We start from the raw sequence: 22585 nt of genomic DNA, 5'->3' as shown, positions 1-22585 counted from the left end.
AGCTTTGGAGCATGGGTCTTTGCGGATGCACTTAGAGGCAGACCCATGACCCAGGAAATCGGCGGCTTCGCCGCTCTTGAACTTCACCCTAATATTGTCGCTGCAGTAGTCGCTACCGGCTATGAAGAGCCTTCGGCCATTCAGCAGCAGTCGATCCCGATCATTCTCGCCGGTCACGATATGATTGGCCAGGCGCAAACCGGTACCGGTAAAACCGCTGCCTTTGCCCTGCCGATCCTGCACCGCATTGATCCGTCCAAGCGCGAGCCGCAAGCTCTGATCCTGGCCCCAACTCGTGAGTTGGCGCTACAAGTTGCAACCGCTTTCGAAACCTACGCCAAGCAAATGCCGGGCGTAACTGTTGTGGCTGTCTACGGCGGCGCGCCGATGGGCCCACAATTGAAAGCAATCCGTAATGGCGCACAGATTGTTGTCGCCACTCCGGGCCGTCTGTGCGACCACCTGCGTCGCGACGAAAAAGTCCTGGCTACCGTGAACCACCTGGTTCTCGACGAAGCGGACGAAATGCTCAAGCTGGGCTTCATGGACGACCTGGAAGTTATCTTCAAGGCCATGCCGGAAACCCGTCAGACCGTATTGTTCTCGGCCACCCTGCCGCAATCGATCCGTGCCATCGCCGAACGCCACCTGCGCGATCCGAAGCATGTGAAGATCCAGAGCAAGACTCAGACCGTTACCGCGATCGAACAGGCTCACCTGTTGGTTCACGCTGACCAGAAGACTTCTGCCGTTCTCAGCTTGCTGGAAGTGGAAGATTTCGACGCCCTGATCATGTTCGTGCGCACCAAGCAAGCGACCCTGGACCTGGCCAGTGCCCTGGAAGCCAAAGGCTACAAAGCCGCTGCGCTGAACGGTGACATTGCTCAGAACCAGCGTGAGCGCGTCATCGAATCCCTCAAGGATGGCCGTCTGGACATCGTTGTGGCGACCGACGTTGCCGCTCGTGGCCTGGACGTTCCGCGTATCACTCACGTGTTCAACGTTGATATGCCGTACGACCCGGAATCCTACGTTCACCGTATCGGCCGTACCGGCCGTGCCGGTCGCGAAGGTCGCGCGCTGCTGCTGGTCACTCCTCGTGAGCGCCGCATGCTGCAAGTGATCGAGCGTGTTACCGGTCAGAAAGTTGCCGAAGTTCGCCTGCCGGACGCTCAAGCTGTTCTCGATGCCCGCATCAAGAAACTGACCAACAGCCTGTCGCCGCTGGTAGGTGATGCCGAGTCGACTCACGGTGATCTGCTGGATCGTCTGACTGCCGACATCGGTTGCAGCCCGCGTGCCCTGGCCGCAGCTCTGCTGCGCAAGGCTACCAACGGTCAAGCGCTGACCTTGGCCGCGATCGAGAAAGAACGTCCGCTGGTGCCGAACAATGCACCGCGTGGCGATCGTCCAGAGCGTTCCGGTGATCGTCCGGACCGTGGTGACCGCGAGCGTCGTGCTCCGATCCCGCTGGCTGAAGGCCGTGCTCGTTGCCGTACCGCGCTGGGCGCGCGTGATGGTATCGCTGCCAAGAACCTGCTGGGCGCCATCCTCAACGAAGGTGGTCTGGCGCGTGAAGCCATCGGTCGCATTCAGGTGCGTGACAGCTTCAGCCTCGTCGAGCTGCCGGAAGATGGTCTGGAGCGTCTGCTGACCAAACTGAAGGACACTCGCGTTGCCGGTAAGCAGTTGAAGCTGCGTCGCTACCGCGAAGATTGATCTGCCCCCGGGCTGATTGATCGCACATAAAAAATCCCCGACTGGTTCGGGGATTTTTTTTGCCTGCTGTTTTGTGTCCGGCGTTTGAGCGGGGGCGGCGGTCGACTTATTAGTCGAAACGATAGATATCCATCCCCAGCGCCCCCATGGTGAACCCTTGGTGCACAATGCTGAACTCGCCCCCGGCCGCGCGGGCGAAGTACAGCGGTAACAGATGTTCGTCACTCGGGTGGTTGCGCACCGCGTTCGGTGCTTGCTGGCGATAGTCGTGTAGCGCGGCTTCATCGTTCGCTTCGAGTTTTTCGATCATCCAGTCGCGGAACGCCTTGGCCCAGGGTTCGACGCTTTCCGGGCCGGCGTGCCAGTCCAGTTCGCGCAGGTTGTGGGTGATGCTGCCAGAGCCGATCAACAGCACGCCGCGCTCACGCAGGCTGGCCAGGGCATGTCCGACGCGGGTTTGTAGCGCCGGGCCGCCACGGGTGGGCAGCGAGACCTGCACCACCGGGACATCGGCCTGCGGGTACATCAACGACAAGGGTACCCAAACGCCGTGGTCGAAGGGGCGCTTGGCGTCGATGCGCGCAGGCAGGCCATCGGTCTTCAGCAGCTCGACAACCTCTGTCGCCAGTTGCGGGCTGCCGGGTGCCGGGTACTGCACCTCGAACAAGGCCCGCGGAAAACCGCCGAAGTCGTGCCAGGTTTCGGGTTGGGGGTTGCCGCCGACCAGCAATTCGCTGCTTTCCCAGTGCGCGGAAACGATCACGATGGCTTTGGGCTTGGGCATTGTCGCGGCCAGATTCGCAAGGGCCGGCCCACTGGCGCCAGGTTCCAGGGCCAGCATGGGGGAGCCATGAGAGATATACAGGCTGGGGAACATAATTGAGCTCCGGAGAGTAAGATGGCAGCATCTTCAGTCAGATCATTGATCTAAATCTAATATAAGTTTTAGAGTCTTTTGATCGAATTTTTCGGGGTTAATTATGCAGCCGGAGTTTTGGCACAAACGGTGGGCGTCGAATCAGATCGGCTTTCATCTGCCGGAAGTAAATCCCTATCTGCAACGGTTCTGGCCGCAACTGGGCCTTGATGAAGGTTCTCGCGTACTGGTGCCGTTGTGTGGCAAGAGCCTGGACCTATTGTGGCTGGCGCACTGCGGTCATGAGGTGCTGGGTATCGAGTTGTCGGAAAAGGCCATCGAGGACTTTTTCAATGAGCATCAACTGGACCCGGCAATCAGCGAGCAGGGACCTTTCAACGTCTATCGGGCCGGGTCGATCGAGTTGTGGTGTGGCGATTTCTTCGAGTTGACGGCAGGCGATGTTGCCGATTGCAGCGCACTGTACGACCGCGCGGCGCTGATCGCGTTGCCGCCAGCGATGCGTGAACAATACGCGGCTCATCTGATCCGGATTCTGCCGAAGGATTCTTTAGGGATTTTGATTACGCTGGATTACGACCAGAAGCAAATGGCCGGACCGCCATTTGCTGTGCTTGATGACGAAGTGCAACGGCTGCTGGGGGCTTCGTGGGAGCTGAAGATCCTGGAAGACCAGGATGTCCTGGGTGAGAGCTGGAAGTTTCTCGAGGCCGGTGTCACGCGGCTTGAGGAGCGTGTGTATCGGGTTTCCAGCTGATAAAAGCTGCTGGTTATGCTGGCCTCATCGCGGGTTTGCTCGCAATGAGGCCCTGAAGAGCACCACACCACTTCGCAGACAAAAAAAGGCCCGCATTCACTGCGGGCCTTTTCTTTTAGTGCTGCGGAAGCTGTCAGCCCCGGCGACGCAGTGCGTCGATGCGTTCTTCCAGCGGCGGGTGGCTCATGAACATGCGGGCGAACCCTTGCTTGAGACCACCGTTGATGCCGAAGGCATTCAGGGTATCCGGCATGTGCACCGGCAGCCCTTGTTCGGCACGCAGGCGCTGCAGGGCACCGATCATTGCGCTGGTACCGGCCAGGCGTGCGCCGGCGTCGTCGGCGCGGAATTCGCGCTTGCGCGAGAACCACATGACGATGGCGCTGGCCAGGATGCCCAGGACCAGTTCAGCGAAGATGGTCGCCACGTAGTAGGCGATACCCTGGCCTTCTTCGTTCTTGAAGATCACCTTGTCGACAAAGTTGCCGATGATCCGGGCGAAGAACATCACGAAGGTGTTCACCACGCCCTGGATCAGCGCCAGGGTGACCATGTCGCCATTGGCCACGTGACCGATTTCGTGGGCCAGAACGGCTTTCACTTCATCCGGCGAGAAACGCTCGAGCAAGCCCTGGCTGACCGCGACCAGTGCGTCGTTCTTGTTCCAGCCGGTGGCGAAGGCGTTGGCTTCATAGGCCGGGAAAATCCCGACTTCGGGCATCTTGATCCCGGCTTCGCGGGACAGTTGCTCGACGGTTTGCAGCAGCCATTGCTCATGCCGGGTGCGCGGCTGGCTGATGATCTGGGTGCTGGTGCTCATTTTCGCCATCCACTTGGAGATGAACAGCGAGAACAGGGAACCGGCGAAACCAAAGACCGCACAGAAAATCAGCAGCTGATTGAGGTTGAGATCAACCCCGTTGGCCGCCATGAACCCGTTGAAGCCGAAAAGGCTCAGGGTGATGCTGGCAATCAGCACGACCGCCAGGTTAGTGGCCAAAAACAGCAAAATGCGCATCATGGTTGTAGAAATCTCCTCGTGCTAAAGATGTAGCGTACTGCGGGGTATATAAGGTGCTGCACCGGGCTATTCAACCGGGTGACTATTTCAAACTGTGTCCTACGGCAACAGTCTAGCTGCTTGAAGGGCATTTCCGACGTCGACATGGGAAACGGTTGTCAGCCGATTAGCTTCACAGGCCCCCGCCGTTATTGGGCGTGGGCATGAAGCGTGTCGTCAGTCAGCGCTTGAAACAACGAGGCAGGGCAGGGCGCACAGAAGTGTTGCTGAATTAATCACCGTGCGACTTTTATCCGCGTCGCACGGTGACAGGCCATTTACTGGCGATAGGACTTGAGGAAGTTGCCGATCCGGCCAATGGCCTGATCCAGGTCGTCGACCCGTGGCAGGGTGACCACGCGGAAATGGTCTGGCCATGGCCAGTTGAAGGCCGTGCCTTGTACCACCAGCAGCTTTTCCGAGAGCAGCAGGTCGAGCACGAATTTCTCGTCGTTGTGGATCGGGCAGACTTTCGGATCGATCCGCGGGAACGCATACAGCGCACCCATCGGTTTGACGCAGCTCACGCCCGGAATGTCGTTGAGCAGTTCCCAGGTACGATTACGCTGTTCCAGCAGACGCCCTTGGGGCAATACCAGATCGTTGATGCTCTGATAACCACCGAGTGCGGTCTGGATTGCGTGCTGGCTCGGCACGTTGGCACACAGGCGCATATTAGCCAGCATGTCGATGCCTTCGATGTAGCTCTGGGCGTGGTGTTTCGGGCCGGAAATGGCGATCCAGCCGGAGCGGAAGCCGGCCACGCGATAGGACTTGGACAGGCCGTTGAAGGTCAGGCACAGCAGGTCCGGTGCCAGCGAGGCGGTGCAGATGTGCACGGCGTCGTCGTACAGGATCTTGTCGTAGATCTCGTCGGAGAACACCACCAGATTGTGCTGACGGGCCAGTTCCAGCATGCCCAGCAGGACTTCTTTCGAATACACCGCGCCGGTCGGGTTGTTCGGGTTGATGATCACCAGGGCCTTGGTGTTCGGGGTGATCTTGGCCTTGATGTCGGCCAGGTCCGGCCACCAGTTGGCCTGCTCGTCGCACAGGTAATGCACCGGGTTGCCGCCCGCCAGGCTCACTGCGGCGGTCCACAGCGGATAGTCGGGGGCCGGCACCAGCACTTCGTCGCCGTTGTTGAGCAGGGCCTGCATCGACATCACGATCAGCTCGGAAACGCCGTTGCCCAGGTAAATGTCCTCAATGCCGACGCCTTCCACCTGCTTTTGCTGGTAGTACTGCATCACGGCTTTACGGGCGCTGAACAGGCCTTTGGAGTCGCTGTAGCCCTGGGCGGTCGGCAGGTTGCGGATCACGTCCTGAAGAATTTCGTCCGGCGCTTCGAAACCAAAGGGCGCCGGGTTGCCGATGTTCAGCTTGAGGATGCGATGACCTTCCTCTTCCAGGCGTTTGGCGTGCTTGAGCACTGGGCCGCGAATGTCGTAGCAGACGTTGGCGAGCTTGTTCGATTTGCTGACCTGCATGGCGATGTGTTCCCGAAAATGAACGATCCAGGCGGCGTGTGAACGACCGTGCTGGGAATCCTGCGTATTCACACAGGCCTGACGCCTTGAGTGGCGGCACTCATAAATCCGTTTGAATGCGCGTGGTCTGGCTGCCAGACTGGCGTTTGACGAGGCGCAATCATACGTGCCGCCCGATCCGTGGAAAAGGTACAGATCGGGCTTTTTCAGCTGCTGAGGTGTATCAATGGAAAAGTTGGAAAAAACCCTGGAAGAATGGCGGGCCATGCTTGATCCGGAGCAGTACAACGTTTGCCGCCTCAAGGGCACCGAGCGACCGTTCTCCGGTAAATACAACGGCACCAAAACCGACGGCGTTTACCACTGCATCTGCTGCAACGCACCGCTGTTCGACTCCAAAACCAAGTTCGATTCCGGCTGCGGCTGGCCGAGCTTCTATGCGCCGATTGGCGACAGCGCGATGGTCGAGATCCGTGATATCAGCCACGGCATGATCCGTACCGAAGTGGTCTGCGCCAAATGCGATGCGCACCTTGGGCATGTGTTCCCGGACGGTCCGCCGCCAACCGGTTTGCGTTATTGCATCAACTCGGTGTGCCTGGACCTCGTTCCCCGCGAATAATCTGCTGATGTCGTGCGCTTGATTTGTATACGCAGGAGCAGCCTCCGGCAGCTCCTGCAATGATGTTCGCGTGCCGGGCATCTATTGATTTATTAAATTGCACACAATTCAATTGCTCGCTATGTTTGATCTTCCTTCACTCGGAGTTCGTGCCATGAGCGACAACCTGCTGAGCATCCCTTGCACCACCATCAAGGGGGAGCAAAAGACCCTGGCCGATTTCGCCGGTAAAGCGGTGCTGGTGGTCAACACCGCCAGCAAATGTGGTTTCACCCCGCAGTACAAAGGCCTCGAAGAGCTCTGGCAGAGCTACAAGGATCAAGGTTTGGTGGTGCTCGGGTTTCCCTGCAATCAGTTCGGCCAGCAGGAGCCGGGCAACGAAGGGGCGATTTCCGAGTTCTGCGAGCTGAATTACGGGGTGAGTTTCCCGCTGTTCAAGAAGATCGAAGTCAACGGTGCCGGCGCTCATCCGCTGTTCGTTCAGCTGAAAAAACGCGCGCCAGGTGTATTGGGTTCCCAGGGCATCAAATGGAACTTCACCAAGTTCCTGATCGGCAAGGACGGTCAACTGGTCAAGCGCTTTGCTCCGGCAACCAAGCCGCAAGCGCTGCGCCGCGAGATCGAAGCCCTGCTCAAATGAACACGTTGTCAGTTGATTCGCTGAAACTCGACAGTCAGCTCTGCTTCAAGCTGTATGCCGCTTCTCGGGCGGTGATCCGTGCCTACAAGCCGATGCTCGATCAACTGGGCCTGACCTACCCGCAATACCTGGCGATGCTGGTGCTGTGGGAATGGCAGGAGGCGGCGCCAGAGCAACCGACGGTCAAGGCGCTGGGCGAGCGCCTGGCGCTGGATTCCGGGACCCTGACGCCGCTGCTCAAGCGTCTTGAGCAACTGCAACTGGTGCAGCGCCAGCGTTCGGCGCGCGATGAGCGCGAGGTGCACTTGAGCCTGTCGTCCACCGGCAAGGCCTTGCGCGATCAGGTCGGGCCGCTCAAGGCCCGCCTGTTGTGCGATAGCGGTGTCGATCTGGATCGCCTGAATGAGCTGCGCGATGGTCTTGATCACCTGTTGGGGCAAATCAAATCGCTGTCGTAGTGGGTATCCACAAGTCGAGCAGGGCCGCCAGTTCTTCCCGGCGGAAGGGTTTGGCCAGGTAGTCGCTCATGCCCGCCGCACGGCAACGTTCGCGTTCTTCGGACATGGCGTTGGCGGTCAGGGCGACGATGGGCAGTTGTGGCCAGCGCCCGCTGCGACGGATCTGCCGGCTGGCTTCATAACCGTCCATCACCGGCATGTTGCAGTCCATCAGCACCAGGTCGAATTCGCTGTGTTCGAGCTGATCCAGGGCTTCGGCGCCATGGGCCGCGACGCTCACCTCGCAGCCGAGTTTGCCGAGCATGCCCTTGGCCACCAACTGATTGACCGGGTTGTCCTCCACCAGCAGGATGCGCCCGCGTCGCTGGGGCGAGAGGACTTCGACCCGGGCACCGTTGATCGTGTTGAGTTCCGGCTGCAAGATCCGTCGCAATGTCTGGTACAGCGCATTGCGCGCCAACGGTCGCGCCTGTTGCTGCAAAGGTGCCAGGGCGCTGGCTTGCTCGCTGGGCAGGAAACTGCCGTATGCGGTCACCAGCAGAATCGGCGCGGTTAAAGTAGGGCGCAGGCCAAACAGGCATTCGGGACAGTCGGTGATCAACACATCCGGTTTCAGGCCGATCAATCGGTCATCGATGGAACGTTGTTGATAGCCGAGCCCCCATTCGGGCAATAGATTCTGAAGCAGTTCCGCCAGTCCGCTGCTGGCGGCCGTGATCGCGACGATGTTGCCTTGCAGAGCTGCTGGCGGGATGGCGCGAGTGTGGCAGGGCAGCGGCAGGTCGGCGCAGAACTGACTGCCGAAGCCTGCTTCCGAGCTGATCGTCAGCCGCCCCTGCATGGCTTCGCAGAGGTTGTAAGTCAGCGCCAGGCCCAGCCCGGTACCGCCGAATTGCCGGGTAATGCCGGCACCGGCCTGGGTAAAGGGCTGGAAGATTTTGACCTGTGCGTCCTGGGCAATGCCGATGCCAGTGTCGCAGACCTCGATTCGCACGCCGTCTTCGAACGTTGAAAGACGCACATCGACCCGCCCGAAGCGGGTGAACTTGAGGGCGTTGGACAGCAGGTTGCTGACGATCTGCCGGACCCGGGTCGGATCACCGAGCACCAGTGCGGGAAATTGCGGGTCGATCAGGCACGTTAGCTCGACGCTCGGCGCGGCGTTCTGGGACAGCAGGTTGGCGGTGTCTTCGATCAGCGAGCCGAGGTCGAATGGAATGTGTTCGAGTTCCAGCTGGCCGGCATCGAATTTCGACAGGTCGAGAATATCGTTGAGCAGTTCCACCAGCACTTTGCCCGAGTCATGGGCGATGGACAGTTGTTGCTGCTGCTCGGCATTGAGCGGGCCGTCCAGCGAGAGCGCGATCATCCCCAGCAGACCGTTGAGAGGCGTGCGGATTTCATGGCTCATGTTGGCCAGGAATACCGAGCGTGCCTCGGCCATGTCCAGGGCGGTACGGCGGGCGACTTCCAGTTCCTCGTTGGACTGGCTGAGCCGCGAGTTGATGGCCTTGAGTTCCGCCGTACGGGCCGAGACGATATTTTCCAGTTGCGAGAGGTAGTCGGTCAGGCGGTTTTCGGCATTGCGCCGCTGCTGGATCTCGGTGGCAATGTTATCGAACTGTTGATTGGCGACCTTGACCAAGACGCCGATTTCATCGTTTTCATGCCCCGCCGGATACTCCAGCCAGGTCGGCTCCGCGCTGCGCGGATCACGACCACTGAGTTCTCGGATGACCCGTACCAGCGGTTTGGTCAGCATCACGTAAAACAGCGCCAGCAGAATGCCCGTAAGGATCAGGCTGCGCGCGAAGCCATTGAGCAGGGTCACTTCGGCCCGGCGCAGGAAACGACTGCCGAAAGTGTAGGTATCGACATCCAGGTGCAAGGTCCCGAGGGATTCGTCCGGCAAGTGGTCGAGGTAAAGACGGTCTTCAAACTGTCGGTTGGCGCCGAACAGGAAGTCGCTGAGCACCCGGTAATTGTTTTCCAGGCCCGGGCGTTTGGCGCTGGCCAGCACGGTATTGTTGTTGTCGGTCAATTTCGCGCCGATGATCGCCGGGGAGCGCAGCAGGCCCAGGATCAGTTCCTGGGCGAGTTCGGCATCGATGTTGTAGGCGATGCGAGACGCGGGGTTATGGCTGATTTCCAGCAACGACAGGATTTCGCGGTTGATGGAGGCGTCTTCGCTGGCATAATCGATGCCTATTTGCACAAGGCTGAGCAGCGTGCCCAGAATGAAACCGACCAGCACCGTAAGCTTGGCTTGCTTGTACGACAGCCGCTGGCTGAACTTGATATCCATGGGGTGTTGAACCACTTCCGTTTCCCTTCGCTGCTCAAGCATAGTCGATCATCAATGGATACCGATGTTCTCGCAAAACACCTGTACGGGGTGTTGGCCGGGCATCGGATGCTGTGTTTCGTCGCTGTACCGCCATCATCACTGTGAACGTGCCCGAGGAGAAGACGTGGATTCCCGATTGAATGCTTTTCTTGAACGCGCCGATGCCGTTCTGGCCCGTATCGAACCGCTGCTGCCGGCGCCTCGGCAAACGGTCGACTGGACACATTGCCTGGCCGCACGCTGGCAACGCGAGGGTCGCAACGGTTTTCTGTTGCCGCTGCAAGTCAGCCTCGACATGCGCCTGTCCGACCTGATCGGCGTTGACCGGCAACTTGAGCAATTGGGCCGCAATACTCAACAGTTCCTCGACGGCATGCCTGCCAATCACGCCTTGCTCTGGGGCTCGCGGGGCACCGGTAAATCGTCGCTGGTGCGCGCCTTGCTGGCCGAACACGCCAAGAACGGCCTGCGGCTGATCGAGATCGAGCGCGATCACCTGGCGGACTTGCCGCGGGTGGTCGAGCAGATTGCCAAGCTGCCTCAACGGTTTGTGCTGTTCTGCGATGACCTGTCGTTCGAGTCGGGCGAGGGCGATTATCGCGTGCTCAAGAGCGTACTCGATGGCTCTCTCGAGCAGGCGCCAGATAACGTTCTGCTGTACGCCACCTCCAACCGTCGCCATCTGGTGCCGGAAAAGGAAAGCGATAACGAAAACTGGAAAAGGGTCGATGGCGAGCTCCATCCCAATGAGGCGGTGGAAGACAAGATCGCACTGTCGGACCGTTTTGGCCTGTGGCTGTCGTTCTATCCGTTTACTCAGGAACATTTCCTCAACGTCGTCGAGCACTGGATCGGCCAATTGGCCGACAAGGCCGGTCTCAAGTGGCAGCGTGACGAAGAGTTGGACATCCTCGCGGTGCGCTGGGCCACGGGCCGGGGTAATCGCAACGGACGTTGCGCGTATCAATTTGCCCGCTATTGGGTCGGGCTGAAGCTGTTGGAGCAAAAGGCATGATCGATTTACAAAAGAGCGGCCAGGGCCTTGAGGGCTACGGCATGCTATGGGCACAGCTGGAATCGTTGCTGGCGGACGAGCGTGATTTTATCGCCAACGCCGCGCAATTTTCCGCGTTTCTGTTCAACCAGCTCGATGACCTGAACTGGGCCGGTTTCTACCTTAATCGCAACGAAGAACTGGTGCTTGGCCCGTTTCAGGGGCAGATCGCCTGTGTACGGATTCCATTCGGTCGCGGCGTGTGCGGGGCTGCCGCTGCCACCTTGCAGACCCAGCGGGTCGAAGACGTACATGAATTCCCCGGCCACATCGCTTGTGACAGCGCATCGAACAGTGAACTCGTCGTGCCATTGGTCAAGGACGGTCGACTGATCGGTGTGCTGGACCTCGACAGCCCGAAGCTGGCGCGTTTTACCGCTGACGATCAGGCCGGAATCGAGCAGCTGGCGGCGATTTTCCTGCGTCTGACCGACTGCTGATCAGCCCTTCAAGCCGGCCTTGATCAGCAGGCTTGTCGGGTCAACGGTGTCTATCTGCTGTGGCTCAAGGAATTGGCTGGCGTACTGCAAGTAGATTTCGTCGTTGATGAACAGCCCGAACAATTCAGCGTCGATGTGGGCGTCACGGCACATGGTGGCCATGATGCCCAGCGCTTCGCTCAAGGACTTGGTTTTCTTGTAGGGGCGATCGGCGGCGGTCAGCGCTTCGAAAATATCGGCAATCGCCATCATCCGCGCCGGCAGGCTCATGTCTTCGCGCTTCAAGCGTTTGGGATAACCGGTGCCGTCCATTTTTTCGTGGTGGCCGCCGGCGATTTCCGCGACGTTATTGAGGTGACCGGGGAAGGGCAGGTGACTGAGCATCAGGATCGTCTGCACCATGTGGTGATTGATGATGTAACGCTCCTCGCGGGTCAGGGTGCCTCGGACGATGCTCAGGTTGTACAGTTCGCCCCGGTTGTACTTGTATCGCGGCACGTCGAGCTTGAATCCCCAGGGATTGTCGTCCGGGATCAGTTCGCTGTCGGCGCGCTCGAGCAGATGCTCGGGTTTATCCGCCAGCAGTGGCTCGCTGACCGGCAGGGTCGGCACCGGGGTCCGGGCCTGGCGCCGGTTCTCTTCCCACGAAACGCCAAGCCGATCATCCAGGGTTCGGGTCCAGGTACGTTGGGCGATGGTGTTCAACCGCTGCAGATCGGCCTCGGCCATGGCCTCGCTGCCCAGGTTGCAGCGCGCCACAAACGCGAAATCATCATCCAGCGTCGCCAGGCTCGCATTGCGCAATTGCGCCAGAGGCGACTCGTCACCCCCCAGGGCGATGGCCTGCCAATAATTGATCCAGGCATCACGCTTGAGGACTTCGAAACGGGTGCGGATTTCGTGGATGCGGTCGTACAGGGTCTCAAGTTTCGTGGCTTTGTCGACCACGTATTCAGGGGTGGTGACCTTGCCGCAATCATGCAGCCAGGCGGCGATGTGCAGCGCCTCCCATTCATCTTCGCCGGGCTGATAGCTACGGAAGGCCGGGTCCTGACTGGCAGCGGCCGCCTGTGCCAGCATCAGCGTCAGTACCGGTACTCGCTGGCAGTGCCCGCCGGTGTAGGGACTCTTGGCATCGATTGCGCCGGCCAGCAGCTGAATGAATGAGTCCAGCAGCTGTTTTTGCCTGGCTTGCAGGCGCTGACTTTCGATACTCACGGCGGCCGCGCCAGACACCGCCTGGAGAAACGCGATGCGATCCGGGCGCAGTTTTTCCAGGTCGTCTTGTGTGCCGCTGTCGGCCAGCAGCAGGACCAGCAGCCCCACGGTTTCGTTATGACGATTGTGCAGCCGAATACCGACCAGATGAACCCGCGGGCACTCCAGCGCGAGCAAGACTTTCTGCAGATCCCCCGCCTGTTCGAAACCCAGGGAGGTGACGACATTGTCGGCGGTCGACAGTGTTTGCATCCACTGAGGGCTCTGAAAATCCTGGGGTACGTGTCCTTGAATGTCGAATGGCGGCAAGGCCTGTGAACTGCCGTTAATGACCAGCGCATGAGGTTCCACGCGATTTTCATCACCTTCACGCAGGTAGATCAGACCGGCCTGGGCCTGGCCGATCTGCACGGTTTCAAACAACACCCGTTGCAGCAAGGGGGCGAAACGGGTTTCGGCGCTCAGGCTTTCGGTGATCCGGAAAAAACTCGCCAGGGTGTCTTTCATGCGCGCCATCGACACGCTCAGTTGGTCGACTTCCAGCACCGGCGAGCGACGGCTGGCCGGAAAATTGAAATCGAAACTACGAATCGCATCGGCTTCCCGCACCAGGGCGCGCAGGGGGGTGACCAGGACCCTCGAGGTCAGCCAACCCATGGGCAGGCACAACAGCAGCGTTGCCAGGGTAATCAGCGCGCCTTGCCAGCGCATGCGGTAGGCATCGACGAGCAATTCGTCTTCCGGCACCAGCAGCGCCAGTTGCAGCCCCTGTGGGCCACCCTCCTGCATGCTGCTGCGCGCCGCGATCCATTGACGACCCGCGGCGTTCAGGCGATTGATCTCAGGGGGACTGGTGAGCAGGGCCGCGAGGCTGGGGCTCAGGTCGGCGGCTTTGATCAGCCGGGCTGTCTGGTCGTCGACGATCAGTTTGCTGCTGTCGGGGTAGGCGACGGCATTACCCTCGGCATCGAGCAGCACAATTTCGGTGCCGGGCGTCACCACATGTTTGGCCAGTGTAGCTGACAGTTCCGCCAGCGTAAGGTCGGCCCCCATCACCGCTTGCTCACCACTGCGCCGCGCCAGGGTTGTGCCGACATTGTGGGTGGAGAAAAACAGGTAGGGCTCGGTGGTGATCTGATCACGGTCGCTGCGGGCGCTGGAGAACCAGGCGCGGGTGCGTGGATCGTAGATTTCGTCGGGGTTGTCCAGACGGCTGACGAGGGCCAGGTTCTGATCGAAAAACAAGGATTGGGAGCGGACCTGACCGCCGCCTGGATGCTCGATGCTCCATACCTGATACGCCGCGGTGTCCGGTGCCTTGAGCTGCGTTTTCAGGGCGACGCTGCGCAGGGGGCGAACCATGAAAAAGTCGCCATTGCTGTAGCCCAGGTACAGCGAGGCCAGATCGGGGTTGTCCGTGAGTGATTGACTGAAGGGCTTGAGCAACGCCAGGCGTTGCTCAAGGTCGGCGGCCTGGGTTGCCGGATTGTCCGCCAGCAGGCTCAGCAGATGACGAATCGGCTCATAGGTGCGATGCAGGTCCAGACGGACATCCTGCTCGATGCGATTGAAGAGCTTTTCACTGCTGGAAAGAATGATCCGGGTGGTTTGCCGATAGTTGAAAATGCCCAGCACCACCCCGGTCAGCAACAGCAGGAACGTGAACATCACGCTGATATGGATGTGCAGGGGAAATCGGCGCTGGTCCGGGCGCAGTGGGCTGGGCATTGCAGATTTCTCCATGACGATGAACACACTGCTCAGCCTTCCAGCATAGTTAACGCTCCGTCATTCTGCTGTTTGTCGTGGCGTGCGAGCTGTTGTCGCAACGCGTGATCCAGTTCGAGCATGGCGCGCTCCATGGACTTGCTGCAATCGGCCACTTGATCGTGGTGGGGCCTGTTATGGCAGGCCTTTTCGAGCGCCTCGCAACTGTCGATCAGTCGGGAGGCCTGGACGATTCGCGCCGCTCCCTTGATTTTGTGGGCAATGTCGAGGAGTGACTGCCGGTCGTTTGACCGGGACAACGTCAGCAGCGTTTGCCGATCCAGGTGGTTGCTATTCAGCAGCTCGGTCAACAATCGCCGGTTCAGTGCCGGGTTGCCACCGGTTAACAGGTGCAGCCCCTCCAGACTGAACGCCGGGTCGCGGACCGTCGGTGCAATGCCTTCGATCCATTGGCTCAAGGCTGTCAGGCTGAGAGGTTTGAACAGGCAATCGTCCATCCCGGCTTGTTTGCAGCGTTGTCTTTCCTCCGGTTGCGCATTAGCGGTGAAACCCAGAACGGTACAGGCAGGGCGCTGCACGCGCTGTTCATGTTGGCGAATGGCACGAGCCATCTCATATCCATTCATGATCGGCATATTGCAATCGGCAATCACCAGGTCGAATGGCTGATCTTTCCACGCCTCCAATCCCGCCTCGCCATCTGCTGCGACCTTGAACCGATGCCCCAGAAACTCCAGTTGCTGGCACATGAGCAAGCGATTGGCCGGGTGATCATCGACCACCAGAACGTTCAAGGGGGCAGCGCTCTGGTGAATCTGTGGCTCGGCAATTTCCGGCATCTGTACAGGCGGCAGGGTTGCCAGATTCAGCGAAACCCGAACCTGAGTGCCGACCCCAGGCTGGCTGCTCAATTGCAGGTTGCCGCCCATCATTTCGCACAGATTGCGGCTGATCACCAGTCCCAGCCCCGCACCGCCCCTGGGTAACTGGCTGGAGTTATTGGCCTGGACGAAAGGCTCGAACAGTCGCTGCTGATCCTGCTCGCTGATCCCGGCGCCACTGTCCTCAACCAGCAACTGCAGCTGCATGCGGTCGGGCTCGTCGGTCGGTTGCAACTCGAGGCTGATCCTGACCTGACCCTGTTGCGTAAACTTGATTGCATTGCTGACCAGGTTGGACAGCACCTGCTTGAAACGCATCGGGTCCAGCAGGACATCGGTCGCAGGTTTAGCAGGGTTGAATGCCAAGTGCAGTCCGAGATTCTTTTGCCGGGCCAGCCCGTCGAAGATCCTCACCACCGAGGCCACGGCTTCAGCCAGATTGACGCGTTCCGGGCTCAGGCTCAGACGTCCGGATTCGATGCGCGCAATGTCGAGAATGTCCCCGATCAGTTCCAACAGGTCTTTTGCCGAGTGATACGCGACGTCGATGGCCGGTCGATCCGGATGGCCAGGATCAATGCGTTTGAGTGTTAGCTCCAGCATGCCGATGATCGCGTTCATCGGCGTGCGGATCTCATGGCTCATGGTTGCCAGAAAGGTGCTTTTAGCCCGGTTGGCTTCATCGGCACGTTCTTTCGCCGCCTGCCGCTGTTTTATCTGGCGTCTCATATAGGCGTTCCAGGCAACGGAGATCAGCAGCAGTACGCCAGCACCGGTAACGATCTGATAGAACACTCTGTGATAGTTGCGCCAGGTACTTTGCGAGGCCGCTGAATAGCCACGCCAGCGGTTATTGATGATGCCCAGCTCTTCCGGTGCGATGCTCAACAGCGCCTTGTCGAGGATGGCATTCAGTTCTTTGGCGTCGCGCCCGGTCGCCAGGGAAAATGCCGCCTGCTGGGTGCCGATGGTGGTGGTGATCTGAAGTGCCCGCTCGAAGATCCGCGATGAGATGAAGTAATTGGCGATCACCAATGAGTTCACCGCACCTTCTGCCTTGCCCTCGGCGAGCAACTCCACGGCACTGAATGTGTCTGGAGTTTCGACCAGATTGATCCGCGGAAACTCGCTGCGCAGGTAATCCACCAGTGGATTGCCTTGGGCAATGGCCAGGCGTTTGTCCTGCAGTTGGTTGAGGTTGGTCGGGCTGTCGGCCGCTTTGCGTGTCAGCAGGACAAAGGAGTTTTCCAGATACGGGCGGCTGAAGTTCAACATCGTTTCACGCTGTGCGCTGGGGAGCAGGGCGGCGATCAGGTCGGCCTGCTGGTTGGCGATCTGCTCGACCATCTCGTCATCGCTTCGGCTGCGCTGGATCTCGAAGCGCAAACCGGTGCGCAATCTGATCAGTTCGAGCAGGTCAGCCGTGACACCCCGAAAGTTGCCGTCGCTGTCAAAAAACGTCAGCGGCGCAAATGCTTCATTAACTACCACCCGCACAACCGGATGTTGCGCCAGCCAGCGTTCTTCATGGTGGGTGAGTTGCAGTTTTTGATCGGTGAGAAGAATGTCGCTGCCGGCACTCCAGCGTTTGGCGATGTTTTCCCGTTCGCTGGTGGGGATGGCCTTGAGTACCGCGTTGATGATCCCGAGCAGGTCCGGGTTGTCCTTCTGTACGGCAAAGCTGAAACCATGGGCTTCGTGTTTACCGAAGTTGGCCATGCGGATGTTGTTCAGATACCCCTTGTTGATCATGTAATGAGTTGAAATGGTGTCACCGAGAAAAACGTCGGCCTGGTCGAAGGCAACCGCGTTGATTGCATTCTGGTAGGACGGGTAGGAGGTGATGATTGCCTTCGGATACAGCGCCCTGACTTCGTCCAGGGGCAGATAGTGATAGACCATGCTAAGCCGCAGGCCGGCGAGTCCATCTGTCAGTGATCGGGTTTCTCCTTCCCGTGTGACCAGCACGGGTTGATCCACCGCGTAAGGGATGGACAGCGCAATGTCGGCATTGTCGGCCTCGAACCCGTTGGCGGTGCCGAGCATGTCGACCTGACCCTTTTCCAGTGCCTCGATCGCAGCCCCTCGGGACGCGAAGCGCTGAACCTTGACGGGCAACCCCGTAACCTTGCCGAGGATGCCGGCGTAGTCGGCGGTGAAACCTTCGTAGTCGTGGCCGCTGAGGGTCAGGTCGAAAGGCGGATAATCCGGGCCTGATGTGCCCAGGATTAATTCACGTTTGTCTTTGACCCATTGTCGTTGTGAGGTATCCAGTCGGACTTCCATGTGCCCGGTCGTTGAGCGACTGAGCAGGGTGTAGTTTTCACTGGCTGTCTGCGCCGCGAGCACCGGGGTACTCATGCATAAAGCCGTGACCATGAGTCTTAGATAATCCTTCAAACGACTGGGCATCCTGTTCCTCACACTAGCGCGTTACGTTTTGCCATATCGATGAGTTCAACCAGAGATTTGGCTTTGAGTTTCTGCATAAGTCGTTTTTTATAGGTGCTGACAGTCTTGTTGCTGAGGAACATGCCCTTGGCAATTTCCTTGTTGGTGCGACCTTGGGCAAAAAGTTGTAATACCATCAACTCTCGATCATTTACGGATTTGAACAAGTCCAGGTCTGCCCACTGTGCGTCGTCACAACGAACTGGGTTCAAGGCCTCGCTGGGGAAGTAGTTGTAACCTGATAATACTGCTTTGATCGCGCTTACCAGTTCACTGAGCTCTTCCTGTTTGCATACATACCCTGATGCACCTGACTGCATGCAGCGAATACCAAAAAGTTTTGGGCATTGTGCAGTCAACACCAGTGTTTTTAATGGCGTGCTCATTGCGTTGAAACGTGAGAGCACTTCCAGCCCATCCAGTTTGGGAATACTGATGTCGAGGATGATCAGGTCGGGCATGCATTCGCGCACCATTTGCATGGCATCGACGCCATTGTCAGTTTCGCCGACGACTTTGTAACCTTCATGTTCCAGCAGCATTCGAACGGCAAGGCGGATGACAGGGTGATCGTCGACAATAAAAACGGAGTTCATAATCAAATCCCATACGTGCACAAATAAAGCGCGCACCTTAGCTCAGTAGTTGAGGGGGCGCATGAACTGACAAGCCGATAGCAGCAATATAGGAAAAGTCCTACAACTGAAAAAGAAATGGACTACGTGTCAACTAGGTTTTGAATGAGGAAGGGTTAAAAATTTGATGGTTTAGTCAAGAGGCTAAAAGGCGTTTGGCTATAAGTATTAATCTGTGTTTTGGATGTGGTTCTAGTGTGTGAGAGTTGGTGTTTTTTATTGTGAGGCCAAGGTCAGCAAGTTTCTAAAATCTGATTGTTTCAATGGCTTGATCAAGTAACCCAGCAAGGGAAGTCCGTGTTCGTAGGCTACTGTTTTAAGTTTTTCCAGTTCGGCGGATGTCAGGCTGCTCAGCAGTATTGCCTGTCTGATCATTCCCCGGTGACTGGCGAACTCGATCAAATCAAGACCGGGAAGGTCGGGCAGGCATTGGTCGCACAGAAGAATATCGAACGGTTGCGCAGCTTTGAGCATTTGTTGCAAGGCGCCTTCGGCACTGTCAGTGGTGGTCAGTTGGGTGAAGCCGTAACTCTCGAGCAGGTATTGAGCCGCTCTCAGCTGAAACGGATGATCTTCCACCAGCAATATGTGCCAATCGTGTTTGAACGTAGGAGTTTTCATGCGTCATCTGTCGAGCAGTGGGTGTGCAATTGTTTCGCGAGATGGTCGAACAATCGATCAGTCAGCTCTGCACAAGGTGTAGGGCGATTCTGTCGATGTTGAAATACAGATGAATGTCGAGACATTCGATCAGCCGTTCAGACGTCGCTGACGCGGCTGGTCGATGCGCTGTTATCCGTGGCTTGAGCGACCGGTCATTTCCAGCGCCATTTCACCGGCATAGCTGTCGGTCATGCCGGCGATGAAATCAATCATGCGCAAGAAAGAGGTGTGCAACGGGCCATGCGGGTCGGGTGCATTGTTGCCCAACAGGTCGAGTATGCGCCGGTTCTTGAAGGAGGGCGTACGACCGTTGTGCTGCTCCAGTGCTGCGCCGCAAAAAGCATTGAGCAGGATTTCCAGGGTGGTGTAGGCACCGATTTCGTGGAGCGTCTTGCGCTTGTCCTGGAAGATTTTTTTGCGTGCCATGTCCTTGGCATTCAAGACACAGCGTTTGGCCGGGCCATGCATGTGTTCGACAAGGTCCCCCGGTAGCGTGCCGGACAGCAACGCGTCCTGTTGCTCGACAAAGGCTCGGGCTGCTGCGTTGGTCAGGTGTTCGATGGCTTTGCCCCGCAGAATCGCCAGTTTGCGCCGCCGCGAATCCTGTGGACCGAGCTGACGATAGGTTTCCGGGAGATCGTCGCCCACCAGGTCCAGCAGCAGGGACTCGACTTCGGCGTACTCCAGCAGCTCCATTTCCAGGCCATCTTCCAGATCGATCAGCGCGTAGCAGATGTCGTCGGCGGCCTCCATCAGATACACCAGCGGATGGCGCGCCCAGCGCTGTTCTTCCAGTTGGGGCAGGCCGAGTTTATGAGCGATCTGTTCCAGCAGCGGCAGTTCACTCTGGTAGCAGCCGAACTTGTGCTTCTTGTAGCCCAGTGAGTCGGCGTGCCGGGCCGTCCACGGGTATTTCAGGTAGGTGCCCAGGGTGGCATAGGTCAGCCGGGTGCCTCCTTCGAACTGATGGTATTCAAGCTGGGTGAGCACCCGGAAACCTTGGGCATTGCCTTCGAAGTTGAGGAAGTCGTTGCGTTCGGCTTCGCTCATGGCATCCAGCCAGCCACGGCCGGCGGCCTGCTGGAACCAGTGGCGGATCGCGTCTTCGCCGGAGTGGCCGAAGGGTGGGTTGCCGATGTCATGGGCCAGGCAAGCCGATTGCACCACCATCCCCAGGTCGCTCGGTTCACACCAGTCGGGCAGCGCGCTGCGGATGGTTTCACCGACGCGCATCCCCAGCGAACGGCCGACGCAGCTGACTTCCAGCGAGTGAGTCAGGCGCGTATGAATGTGATCGTTGCTGGAGACCGGATGGACCTGGGTCTTGCGCCCGAGACGGCGAAACGCGCCTGAGAAAATGATCCGGTCGTGGTCTTTATGGAAAGGACTGCGGCCGAGTTCTTCCGGGCTGTGCACAGGTTTTCCGAGGCGTTCGCGGGTAAGCAGGGTGTGCCAATCCAAGGCTGGTTTCTCCGTCAGGTGACTGAACCCCTAGCTTCCCGTTTCGCGCCGGTACCTGCAAGGAGAACTACAACCCCGCAGCGTCGATATCGATGAGCAGTAGCCGTTCGCCGTTATCGAAAAACTGCCCCGCAGTGAGGCAGTACTGATTGCTGGTGGCGTCGCGGTAAGTGTTGGAAAGCGTCAGACGGCGCTCATCCCAACCCTCGGCCAGCAAGTGATAGAAATAGGGGCGCCATGACCAGTTATGGCCCAGGTAGCGGCTATCGGCTTCCCAGCCGTTGTTGCGCCATTCCAGGTTGGGGGTCAGTTGCGTGCCGTGGCGGTCGCACTGATAAAAACGCAGCAGCCAGGGAAACGCCTGCAGTTGCGGCAAGGCGCTGAGGGGGGCGCAGGCTTGAGCCCAGGCTTGCAGGATGGTCATCAGTTCGCTGAGTTGCTGGCGCATGATCATCAGGCGAGCGCGTTCAGTCAGCTTTTGCTGAACGTAACGCTGGCGCAGTTGCGCGAAGCGCTCGACAAAGGCGTCGGTGGCGAAGAAATCCGCTTGCGCTCGGGCGAACAGAAAGCCTTGTACGTAGCGTGAGCCGCACTCCAGGGCAAAATTCAGTTGAGCTTCGGTTTCCACGCCTTCGGCGATGATCCAGCAACCGGTTTTTTCCGCCATTTGCGCCAGTGCCTTGACCACATCGCTGCTGGGACCGCCCAACGCGGCGGCCTGGAACAGTCGCATGTCGAGTTTGAGAATGTCCGGTTGCAGGGCCAGCACGCGATCGAGTTGAGAGTAACCGGCACCGAAATCATCGATGGCGATCCGCGCCCCGGCTTGCCGGTAGCGGGCCACGACTTCAGCCAGACGCTGGCTGTCGCCGCCCAATTCGGTGATCTCGAAGACGATTCGCTGTGCATCGACACCATGCCTGCTCAGTTGCTTGAGGCTCGGCAGTGCCTGGTCCCGGCGCAAGCGGCTAATCCAGCGGGGTGAGATGTTCAGGCTGAGAAACCAGTCCGTGGGCGCTTCATGCAGACGGCTCAGGGCGTTGTCGCGAATCTGGCGATCGAGACGTCGCAGGGCGATAGCCGGGGTTCGCGGATCGGCGAACAGCGCACCTACCGAGATCAGTTGACCATCGGCCTGGCGCAGTCGGCCCAGCGCTTCGACACCCGCGATACGGCCTGTGGCGGTATCGATGAATGGCTGAAAACAGGCGAGCGGTTGCCCGTCGATCACGAGGCCTCCTTATTAAGGTGTTGTTCTGGATAAATACCTGGTCCCAGGTAGGCACGCAGGATCAACCTCTCGATAAAGAGGTTGATCCTGGTGGTATTGCAAGAATGCAGCCAGACAAGACTGATTAGTGTTTGCGCGAAGCGCTCTGCATGACCAGCTTGATCAGCGGCCCTAGTGCGGCGCCCAGGCTAACCAGCTTGGTCAGGCTGCCGATACCGCCGCCCTTGGCACCCTTGCCGGTCAGAAAACCCAACCCGATCACGGCGGCGATGCCCCAGAGCGGGGCGTGTTTGATGCCGAAGCCGTCTTGCAGGCTTTGTGTCATGCCGCGCACCCGTTGCAGGGGCTGCAGCAGTTGTTGGGATTCGTGGCGAATTTCCTGGCGATGCATTTCCATGCGCAGACGGATCAGTGCCTTGCGCATTTCCGTTCGCGAACTATTGCGGGGAAGTTCAGGCATGCTCATGGCAACAGACGCTCCCGATCATTGGCCAGCTCCTCGAGGGTGCCATGGAAGGGTGAGGATTCATCGAAAATCGCCGCCCTCAAGCGCATCGCGCAGAACAACGTAGCGAGGGTGTAGAACACACAGAGCCCGATGATCGCCGCCAGGCGATAGGTGTCCCAGAACAGGATCAACACCAGCGTCGACAACCCCACCAGCAACAACAAGGCAAAGACCAGCGTCAGGCCTGCAAACAGCAACAGGCTTACGGTACGTGCTTTTTGCTCCTGCAGTTCGATGCCGAACAGTTCGACATGGCTATGCAGCAATCCAAGAAACGCGGCACCCAGGCGCCGCGATGAAGAGCGGGTGCCCGTCGCGGACGAGCCGGATTCATCGATCGCCATA

Annotated in this window: 19 protein-coding genes; 7 read left to right on the top strand and 12 right to left on the bottom strand. The window is 58.8% G+C overall.

The genetic code is table 11. From position 1 onward, the window contains the following. Positions 1–45 precede the first annotated feature (45 nt). Positions 46–1719 carry a DEAD/DEAH box helicase gene (locus ACEN8R_RS15860; protein WP_018930020.1) on the top strand — a complete coding sequence of 558 codons (1674 nt, stop codon included), beginning with the start codon at positions 46–48 and terminating at the stop codon, positions 1717–1719. 109 nt (positions 1720–1828) lie between these two features. On the opposite strand, the gene ACEN8R_RS15855 is transcribed toward ACEN8R_RS15860, so the two are convergent. Next, on the bottom strand, positions 1829–2596 hold the full coding sequence (locus ACEN8R_RS15855; protein WP_018930019.1) for a DODA-type extradiol aromatic ring-opening family dioxygenase: 768 nt from the start codon (positions 2594–2596) through the stop codon (positions 1829–1831). A 103-nt stretch (positions 2597–2699) separates the two neighbouring features. Between ACEN8R_RS15855 and ACEN8R_RS15850 the strand changes: the two genes are divergently transcribed. Further along, positions 2700–3353 carry a thiopurine S-methyltransferase gene (locus ACEN8R_RS15850; RefSeq protein WP_018930018.1) on the top strand — a complete coding sequence of 218 codons (654 nt, stop codon included), beginning with the start codon at positions 2700–2702 and terminating at the stop codon, positions 3351–3353. A 133-nt stretch (positions 3354–3486) separates the two neighbouring features. On the opposite strand, the gene htpX is transcribed toward ACEN8R_RS15850, so the two are convergent. Then, positions 3487–4374: a protease HtpX gene (gene htpX / locus ACEN8R_RS15845; protein ID WP_008075669.1), complete on the bottom strand. Its 888-nt coding sequence runs from the start codon at positions 4372–4374 to the stop codon at positions 3487–3489. Between the two features lie 317 nt (positions 4375–4691). Then, the gene (locus ACEN8R_RS15840) at positions 4692–5903 is read right to left on the bottom strand and encodes a pyridoxal phosphate-dependent aminotransferase (protein ID WP_007940017.1); all 1212 of its coding nucleotides are present in this window, start codon (positions 5901–5903) and stop codon (positions 4692–4694) included. Positions 5904–6129: 226 nt separating this feature from the next. Here ACEN8R_RS15840 and msrB point away from each other — a divergent pair, with 226 nt between their 5' ends. The 3 genes from msrB (at position 6130) to ACEN8R_RS15825 (ending at position 7623) form a co-directional block, all read left to right on the top strand. Next, positions 6130–6525, top strand: coding sequence for a peptide-methionine (R)-S-oxide reductase MsrB (msrB, locus tag ACEN8R_RS15835; RefSeq protein WP_007940018.1), 396 nt, complete (start codon positions 6130–6132; stop codon positions 6523–6525). A 154-nt stretch (positions 6526–6679) separates the two neighbouring features. Further along, positions 6680–7165 (top strand): glutathione peroxidase, encoded by a 486-nt coding sequence (locus tag ACEN8R_RS15830; protein ID WP_018930016.1) that lies wholly within the window; start codon positions 6680–6682, stop codon positions 7163–7165. Further along, a complete protein-coding gene (locus ACEN8R_RS15825; RefSeq protein WP_007940020.1) occupies positions 7162–7623 on the top strand; it encodes a MarR family winged helix-turn-helix transcriptional regulator in 462 nt (153 codons plus the stop codon). The genes ACEN8R_RS15830 and ACEN8R_RS15825 overlap by 4 nt, the downstream gene beginning before the upstream one ends. Here the strand turns inward: ACEN8R_RS15825 and ACEN8R_RS15820 are convergent. After that, positions 7607–9928 (bottom strand): hybrid sensor histidine kinase/response regulator, encoded by a 2322-nt coding sequence (locus ACEN8R_RS15820; protein WP_018930015.1) that lies wholly within the window; start codon positions 9926–9928, stop codon positions 7607–7609. The two genes, ACEN8R_RS15825 and ACEN8R_RS15820, sit on opposite strands and share 17 nt — an antisense overlap. 166 nt (positions 9929–10094) lie before the next feature. Between ACEN8R_RS15820 and ACEN8R_RS15815 the strand changes: the two genes are divergently transcribed. Beyond that, entirely contained in the window at positions 10095–10985 is an 891-nt protein-coding gene (locus tag ACEN8R_RS15815) for an ATP-binding protein (protein WP_018930014.1), read from the top strand. Beyond that, complete coding sequence (locus ACEN8R_RS15810; protein ID WP_018930013.1) at positions 10982–11464, top strand: GAF domain-containing protein; 483 nt, start codon at positions 10982–10984, stop codon at positions 11462–11464. Before ACEN8R_RS15815 ends, ACEN8R_RS15810 begins: the two co-directional genes overlap by 4 nt. Here ACEN8R_RS15810 and ACEN8R_RS15805 read toward each other — a convergent pair whose 3' ends face one another. From ACEN8R_RS15805 to ACEN8R_RS15770, 8 genes are all read right to left on the bottom strand, one after another. Continuing rightward, entirely contained in the window at positions 11465–14410 is a 2946-nt protein-coding gene (locus tag ACEN8R_RS15805) for an HD domain-containing phosphohydrolase (RefSeq protein WP_018930012.1), read from the bottom strand. Positions 14411–14442: 32 nt separating this feature from the next. Next, on the bottom strand, positions 14443–17703 hold the full coding sequence (locus ACEN8R_RS15800; RefSeq protein ID WP_026286712.1) for a transporter substrate-binding domain-containing protein: 3261 nt from the start codon (positions 17701–17703) through the stop codon (positions 14443–14445). Between the two features lie 8 nt (positions 17704–17711). Beyond that, positions 17712–18338, bottom strand: a complete 627-nt coding sequence (locus ACEN8R_RS15795) for a response regulator transcription factor (RefSeq protein WP_007940027.1) — start codon at positions 18336–18338, stop codon at positions 17712–17714. A gap of 255 nt (positions 18339–18593) precedes the next feature. Further along, positions 18594–18998 carry a response regulator gene (locus tag ACEN8R_RS15790; protein WP_018930010.1) on the bottom strand — a complete coding sequence of 135 codons (405 nt, stop codon included), beginning with the start codon at positions 18996–18998 and terminating at the stop codon, positions 18594–18596. A gap of 171 nt (positions 18999–19169) precedes the next feature. Further along, complete coding sequence (locus ACEN8R_RS15785; RefSeq protein ID WP_007940029.1) at positions 19170–20501, bottom strand: deoxyguanosinetriphosphate triphosphohydrolase; 1332 nt, start codon at positions 20499–20501, stop codon at positions 19170–19172. A 67-nt stretch (positions 20502–20568) separates the two neighbouring features. Beyond that, a complete protein-coding gene (locus ACEN8R_RS15780) occupies positions 20569–21732 on the bottom strand; it encodes an EAL domain-containing protein (RefSeq protein ID WP_018930009.1) in 1164 nt (387 codons plus the stop codon). Between the two features lie 124 nt (positions 21733–21856). Then, positions 21857–22198, bottom strand: coding sequence for a hypothetical protein (locus tag ACEN8R_RS15775; RefSeq protein WP_019020946.1), 342 nt, complete (start codon positions 22196–22198; stop codon positions 21857–21859). Then, on the bottom strand, positions 22195–22584 hold the full coding sequence (locus ACEN8R_RS15770) for a phage holin family protein (protein WP_018930007.1): 390 nt from the start codon (positions 22582–22584) through the stop codon (positions 22195–22197). Before ACEN8R_RS15770 ends, ACEN8R_RS15775 begins: the two co-directional genes overlap by 4 nt. Position 22585 lies beyond the last annotated feature (1 nt).

The sequence above is a fragment of the Pseudomonas sp. Pseusp15 genome (assembly GCF_059492165.1).
This window is presented reverse-complemented; position numbering and strand designations above follow the sequence as displayed.